Raw genomic sequence first — 7,400 nt, 5'->3', positions numbered from 1 at the left:
GCTGTCATTGGCCAGAACGTCGATCGTGACAACACCATCCTCATCAACCGACGCCAGATCATCACCAGCAACAGGGGTGTCATCGACCGCCGCGACCTCGACAGCGACGGTTGCGGTGTCGGTGAGGCCGTTGCCGTCGGAGACGGTGTAGCTGATCGTCGCCGTGCCGGTGAAATCCGTGGCGGGCGTGAAGACCAATTCGTTCGCGACCACCGCCACCGCGCCTTGCGCCGCGGGAACGGAGGCTGCGATGATGGTCAGCGGATCGCCATCGGGATCATTGTCATTGGCCAGCACATCGATGGTGACGGGCGTATCCTCGTCGGTTGTCGCCGTGTCATTCTCCGCGATGGGCGCGTCATTGACCGCACCCACATTGACCGTCGCCGTGCCGGTATCCTCGCCGCCCGCACCATCGACAACCGTATAGGTGATCGTCGCAGGACCGTTGAAGTTCAGCGCGGGCGTGAAAGTGACCGTGCCATCGCCATTGTCCAAGACCGTGCCCTGCGCCGGGTCGACCGAGACCGTCCCGATGCTCAGCGGATCGCCATCCACATCGCTGTCATTGCCCAGAAGATCGACGACAACCGCCACATCCTCATCCGTCGTCGCGATATCGGCCAGCGCCACGGGCGCGTCATTGACCGCAACCACCGTGACCGCGACCGAGGCCGTATCGGTCGCACCATCGGTGTCGACGATGCTGTAGGTGATCGTCGCCGCGCCGTTGAAGTTCTCGGCAGGCGTGAAGACCAGCTGATTGCCGACAATCTCGACCGTGCCCTGCGCCGCGGGAACCGTGGCCGCCGTGATCGTCAGCGTCTGATTGTCGGGATCGGTATCATTGGCCAGCACATCGATGGTGACAGGCGTGTCCTCATCGGTCGTCGCCGTGTCATTCACCGCATCGGGCGGGTCGATGACCGAGCTGACATTGACCGTCGCCGTACCGGTATCCTCGCCGCCCGCACCATCGACAACCGTATAGGTGATCGTCGCAGGACCGTTGAAGTTCGGCGCGGGCGTGAAGGTGACCGTGCCATCGCCATTATCCACGACCGTGCCCTGCGCCGGGTCGACCGAGACCGTCCCGATGCTCAGCGGATCGCCATCGACATCGCTGTCATTGCCCAGAAGATCGACGACGACCGCCACATCCTCATCCGTCGTCGCGATGTCATTGGTGGCAACAGGCGCGTCGTTGACATTGCGCACATCAACCGTGACCTCGGCCACATCGGTGCCGCCATTGCCATCGGTGATCGCGTAGCTGATCGTGGCCTCGCCGAAGAAGTCGTCGGCAGGGGTGAAGACAAGCTGGTTGCCCAGGATCTCGACCGTGCCCTGCGCCGTCGGCACCGAGGCCGCCGTGATCGTCAGCGCATCGCCATCGACATCGGTGTCATTGCCCAGCACATCGATGGTGACGGGCGCTTCCTCATCGGTGGTGGCCGTGTCGTTCACCGCATCGGGCGCGTCATTGACCGGCGCGACCGTGACCGTGACCGAGGCCCCATCGGTATTGCCCGCAGGATCGGCAACCGTGTAGCTGATCGTCGCCTCGCCGTTGAAGTTCTCGGCAGGCGTGAAGACCAGCTGATCCCCCACAATCGCGACCGTCCCCTGTTCGGGCGGCACACTCGCCTCGGCAATGGTCAGCACATCCCCATCAGGGTCGCTGTCATTGGCCAGAACGTCGATCGTGACAACACCATCCTCATCAACCGACGCCAGATCATCACCAGCAACAGGGGCAAGATCGACGGGATCGGTGATGATCGTCTCGACCTGGAAGAACTGCAGCGTCGAGCCATCGGCGAAGGTCACCGTGCCCTGCTGCGCGCCGTCATCGGTCGCATCCGCAGACGCATTGATCGTCACCGGACCCGCGCCGCGCAGGTCGAGCACGTCGTTGTCGGTCGTGTCATCGGGGCCGTTGCCCGCGACGAAGATATCGCCCGCGCCATTGGCCGCACTGCCCACGGCCAGCGTGTCGTTGCCGCCTTCGCCCCAGCTCTGGTCGGCGCCGAGGCCGCCCACGAACAGGTCGTCGCCACCGGCGCCGTCCTGATCCGCGATCTGGTCGGGCACCGACAGCGTGCCGAAGCCCTGCGCGTTGTCGCCATAGGTGATGTCGTCGCCCGCGCCGCCGCCGATGGTGTCATCCCCGGCTCCGCCGATGATCGTGTCCGCCCCTTCGCCGCCATCGATGACATCGTCACCACCGGTCGTATTGTCGGTGGCGGGCACGAAGCCCGTGTCGAAATAGATATCGGTGATGTTGATGCCCGAGTTCAGAGAGCCAACCTGCACATGTTCCAGCGTTACGCGGGACACCGGACCGGGAATGGTCACTTGCACGGTGGTGTCGGGATCATTCGGTTCCTGGAAAGGCCCATTGGCCGTTGCGGTGTTGGGGCCGATCGCAATATCCGATCCGCCAACGAGGCTCACGGGGATTTCGTTTCCGCTTTCATCGAAAGCCCGGATCGTGACAAGCCCGCCGCCATCGAGATCGTTGATGTTGAATTCGACATTGCCGACAGGCGCCGAGAACGCCCATTCGAAAGCGCCGAGATTGCCCGGGCCACCCGTCAGCGAGCTCAGGCTCGAGGTGGTGTCGATCGTTTCGGCCCCGTCATCGATGCCCGCGACATTCAGAAAGGTCGAATTGTCGATGAACGATTCGTGCACCCCGGTGTCGGCGGTGCGGGTGTAGGTGACCGTAACGTCGCCCGTGTCCTGCACGACGGTGCTGTCGGCCTGTGCCTGGCTCAGCAGATCCCACTCGAAGCTCTCGCGCGGGCCCGAGAAGGTCCCGACATCCGATGTGTTCGACGAGTCGCCGAAGATCAGATCGTTGCCCGTGCCGCCGTCCAGCGTGTCATCGCCACCCTCGCCGGCGATCACATCATTGCCGGTGCCGCCATCGATGAGATCATCACCGCCGTCGCGCGCATCGAGTACTGCGGCGATCCCGGCATCCGTGGTCGGCACGAGGCTGACATTATCGACCGCCACACCGAGATTATCCTCGGCGCCACGACCTTGGAATTCGAGCCGGTCGCTGCCATTGCCCGATCCCGCCACCAAATTCAGGGTAATGGTCTGGAAGTCGGATTCGCCGATGTTGCTGGGGTCGATCGTGGCGATCAAGACACCGCCGAAAAACACATCCACCACATTCTCGTTCGGCCCATCGGTGGCCGTCAGATTGGGGGAATCGCTGACATCGAAGGTCAACTCATAGGCTTCGCCCGCGACAAGGCCCTGCACATCTTGACCGATGCGGATATTGCCCGGCGACGCCTCGAGATCGAGCCAGTTGGCGCCATCGGTGGCCACTTGGCCATCCCGGCTGTCGTTGTGAATATCAACCTCATCATTGGGATCGGAGGTTGTCCAGCCGGGGATACCGCCCGTGCCGACGAAGCCATAGAATGTCGAGGTCAGACCCGAGACATCCTCGAACGATCCGTTCTCGATCAGGTTGAGGTCCGGCGCGCCCGGCGACAGTTCGCTGCCGAAATCACCGAACAGCGTGTCGTTATCCGCACCACCAATGATCACATCATCGCCGCCGCCGCCGAAGACAAGGTCTTCGCCCGCACCAGCATCGATCACATCGTCGCCCGCACCGATCGTGGCGGGGTCGGTCAGTTCGCCTGTCGTCGTGATGTAGCTGGTTGCCAGATCGTTGTAGTTCACCTCGGGATGGGTGCTGGTGCGGCAGATGAAGGTGTAGGTCTCACCTTGCACAAGCGGCACATCCGACACGAAGCCCACCGTGTGGTTGGCATTGAGTTCGACGACGTAGATATTGACGATCTCGCCTGTCGAGGACTGCAAGGAATAGGAATATTCCGGCGTCAAGCGATGGCCCGCACCGCCCGTCACACCGTTGAGAACGACCGTCTGGCTCAAAACCTGCGACAGGTCGCCATCGTTGAACTTGTGATCATTGTCGTCGATGCCGACCGTCGTCGGGATTGCGCCCGCGCCGATGGTGAAGCTGCTGCCCACCACATCGTTGTCACCCTTGGTGTTGTTGGGGAACGGGTTGTCATTTCCGGGCAGGTTGTTGACCGTGATCTGGTTCAACTCCCACACGAACAAGGTGCGATCGGCGCCCGCGATGGGGCTGATATTCACCGTCGAGGTACCCTCGACGCCGCCGACGGGGTTGTCGCCGAAAATGGTGTCGTTGCCGCTATCGCCCGCGATGATATCGTTATCGCGACCGCCGACAAGCAAGTCGTCCCCAGCACCACCGCTGAGATCGTCGGAACCAGCACCGCCAAGCACCGTGTCGTTACCCGTGCCACCAAGCAAAATATCGTCGCCCGCATCGCCGCTGACGGTGTCATTGCCCGCGCCACCATCGACGGTATCATTGCCCGTGCCACCCGAGATGAAATCGCTGCCGCCAGCGGCGCGGATGTCGTCATCGCCGCCATTGCCGAAGATCGTGTCGGCACCTTCGGTGATGAGGTCGCCCTGCGTATCGGCGTAACCCACGCCCATAATCTCGCCCGTCTCGGCGCCGTCGACCACCCCGTCGGGATAATCGCCGTAGACGACATCAACTTCGTTCAGCCGTTGCCCCGACGAAAGATGGATCACATCGGTCACGCCATTTGTGTTCGCATCGCTGTCGATGCCGGAACCGCCGACATTCTTGGTTGCAAGCGTCTGGCCTTCGATTTCCGTGGGAACGCGCACACGGTAGCTACCCGAGCTGAGATTGCCGAAGGTGTAACGCCCGCTGTGATCTGTGAAGGCCGTGGCGATGACATGCCCGCTGGAATTCAGCAGCTCGACCCGGATGCCGTCGAAGCCCGCTTCGAACCCGCCACCGGTCGCAATTTCTGTGAAATCCCTGTTGCTGTCTTCAACCAAACGGCCGGAAATGGAGGCATTTTTCTTGTCGAAAAAAAACAGCGTCATCTCGTTACTCTCCACAGGTGGCCGAAACATCGACCTGTCCGACAAGCGGACAACAAAAACAAACGACCTTCAGGCGATGATGCAGGCCACTGGGCGGACCGCACGCATCCGATTCATTCCGGGGAGTGATGGGATGCGTCGACCAAACGCATCTACACCGGCTTCGCCACGGCATGTGGCGTAACCGATGTGCAACCTTTTGCGGTCATTCTGACCGACAGACGGCGCACATCACTCCTGCGGTCAAAATCGCAGGTCGTGCGGCCGCCCCCGTGGCCTATGCAGACATCGCCCCCCAGTCGGGCTGTCTTTATGAATACGCGCAACCAGCCCAAGTCAGAAGGAAAAATTTTCAATAACATGGCGAAAGTCTCGTTGGATGAGGCCCAATCAGGCGGGCTTTGCCACAATCTCTGCCGCGATTGTTTCGGAACCCGTGACGATCTGCAGAAAGCCAAGCGTTTGTTTTTTGGCTGAAAAGCGAAAAATCCGGTATTAACGCAGGCGCGCGGCGGCGCGCGCAGCCGCAGAGCCGGCGGTCGATTGTCTACCCACAGGAAACGACAAACCTGTTCCGTGGGGGAAACAATGCCGCGGCCCGCCCTGTCCTTGCCACAATTGGCCCGGTCCGTTGCGATCAAATTTCGGCCTGTTTGTGCATGATGACCCACGGCGCACCCCAAAACGGGGGTATCGAGAACAAACTTGATTCGTGGGAGGTGGTGCCCGAGGTCGGACTCGAACCGACAAGCCTTTCGGCGGCGGATTTTGAATCCGCTGCGTCTACCAATTCCACCACTCGGGCACGGCTGGTTCGATAGCGCGCCGGCCCGGCTTCGTCCAGCCCAAATCCATGCAGCGCGTCGTCGCCTGCAAAGGCAGCGGCGAGGATCGGGCCGCTGGCATGCCAGCTTGCGGTTTGATACCGACACCCCCGAGTCGTGATCGTTGGCCTGCTTTCAGGCCCACCACCAGGAGACCGACCGATGGCAGAGCCCTTCGATGCGCCGATCACGATCGCCCAGCAGCTCGACCATCTGGTCGCAGAGGCAGAGGGCGACACGGTCACGCTTGCTTGGGTATTGGATCATTTGCACGACCGCGCCTTTGGCCTGTTCCTTCTGGTTCTGGCCCTGCCCTGCTGCATTCCTTTCCTTTACGGCGTGCCGCAGATCGTGGCCTTGCCGCTTTTGTTCATCGCGGCGCAGATGGTGTTGGGCCGCAGCGCGCCGTGGCTGCCGCGCAAGTTGGGGAACAGACGGGTAGCGACGGCCAGCCTTGCGGCGTTGGCCCGGCGCGCGGACCCTTGGCTGAAGCGAATCGAAGCGGTGAGCCGCCCGCGCCTCGCGGTGCTGACACGGCGACCACTCGATCAACTGGTGGGGCTGGCACTCTTGGCTTTCAGCGCGTCGATCCTTGTGCCGCTCCCCGGCACGAATACCATTCCGGGCGTGGGTGTAGCGATCGTCGCCATCGGGCTCTTGCAGCGCGACGGAATTCTGGTCGTTCTGGGCATGATCGTCGGCGCGGTATGGATCGGCACATTGCTGGTCGCGGGTGCGACCGCCGCAAGCCTGATCTTGGCGTGGATCGGAGGGTAAAGATGATGCAACGCAAATATCTCATGGCGCTGGCGGGTGCGGGATCGGCCGCGATGCTGCTTGGCGCCTTCGGCTTTCAATATATCGGCGGGCTTGCGCCTTGCGCCATGTGCCTGTGGCAGCGCTGGCCGCATGCGGTGGCGGTGGCGCTTGGGGCCGTGGGTCTTGTCCTGCCCCGCGCAATCGTTGCGATCGCAGGCGCGCTATCGATGCTGACAGGGGCGGGTATCGCGCTGCTCCATACGGGCGTCGAGCGCGCATGGTGGACGCTGAACCTCGCCTGCACGGGTGGCGGCGAGGATCTGGGCGCGATGGACATGGCCACCCTGCTCGACCCGACCCAAGGCGAGGGCATCGTGCTGTGCACCGAGGTCGCATGGTCGATGCTCGGCCTGTCGATGGCGTCGTGGAACGGCATCGCCAGCTTGGCGCTGATGGGCCTGTGGATCGCGGCGGCCCGCGCGCCTAGTGATAGGTGAATTCACCCGTCACATTGCGCCATTCGCCCGGTGCGATCAGCTTGCGATGCACGAACCGCACCGAATGCAGCGGCCCGTCGATTGCGTCCTGCCAATAGGCGATGAAATCGAAAAGCCGCGGGTAATCGGGGGCGAGATCGTAATCCTGCCAGACGAAGCTGTTGAGCACATGTCGATGATCCGGCAGGCGATAGATCATCTCGGCGGTGGTCAGCCCATAGCCTTTGAGCATCAAGGCGGTCTCGGATTTTTCCATGCGCAACCCCATTCTGCGAAGTACGATGGTCAAAGCATGCCGCATCGGGATTAAAAATCAATAAAAACAATTTGTTATCACCTTCATCCCGCGGCTGCCAATGCCAGGGGGGAT

4 protein-coding genes and 1 tRNA gene are annotated in these 7,400 nt (G+C 62.1%); 2 read left to right on the top strand and 3 right to left on the bottom strand.

What is annotated here, in order from left to right:
• Window positions 1-4,950: cadherin-like domain-containing protein (locus tag ACTG4J_RS13820; RefSeq protein WP_439140323.1), on the bottom strand; the 4,950-nt coding region annotated here is incomplete at its 3' end.
• 720 nt (window positions 4,951-5,670) lie between these two features.
• Window positions 5,671-5,755 (bottom strand) — tRNA-Leu (locus tag ACTG4J_RS13815).
• A gap of 181 nt (window positions 5,756-5,936) precedes the next feature.
• On the opposite strand from ACTG4J_RS13815, the gene ACTG4J_RS13810 reads away from it, so the two are divergent.
• Together ACTG4J_RS13810 and ACTG4J_RS13805 are read left to right on the top strand one after the other, a co-directional pair.
• Entirely contained in the window at window positions 5,937-6,551 is a 615-nt protein-coding gene (locus ACTG4J_RS13810; RefSeq protein ID WP_439140322.1) for an exopolysaccharide biosynthesis protein, read from the top strand.
• A gap of 2 nt (window positions 6,552-6,553) precedes the next feature.
• On the top strand, window positions 6,554-7,030 hold the full coding sequence (locus ACTG4J_RS13805; protein ID WP_439140321.1) for a disulfide bond formation protein B: 477 nt from the start codon (window positions 6,554-6,556) through the stop codon (window positions 7,028-7,030).
• Here the strand turns inward: ACTG4J_RS13805 and ACTG4J_RS13800 are convergent.
• A complete protein-coding gene (locus tag ACTG4J_RS13800) occupies window positions 7,017-7,286 on the bottom strand; it encodes an usg protein (protein WP_439140320.1) in 270 nt (89 codons plus the stop codon). The two genes, ACTG4J_RS13805 and ACTG4J_RS13800, sit on opposite strands and share 14 nt — an antisense overlap.
• Window positions 7,287-7,400 lie beyond the last annotated feature (114 nt).

This window comes from Roseicyclus sp. (assembly GCF_965662675.1).
In the GTDB taxonomy this organism is placed as follows: Bacteria; Pseudomonadota; Alphaproteobacteria; order Rhodobacterales; family Rhodobacteraceae; genus Roseicyclus.
Note: the sequence above shows the minus strand (reverse complement) of the source record. Positions and strands in the feature narration are given on the sequence as shown.

Coding starts and splice junctions, on each gene's coding strand:
- ACTG4J_RS13810 (WP_439140322.1), top strand. CDS start 5,937: ATGGCAGAGCCCTTCGATGCGCCGATCACGATCGCCCAGCAGCTCGAC.
- ACTG4J_RS13800 (WP_439140320.1), bottom strand. CDS start 7,286: ATGGAAAAATCCGAGACCGCCTTGATGCTCAAAGGCTATGGGCTGACC.
- ACTG4J_RS13805 (WP_439140321.1), top strand. CDS start 6,554: ATGATGCAACGCAAATATCTCATGGCGCTGGCGGGTGCGGGATCGGCC.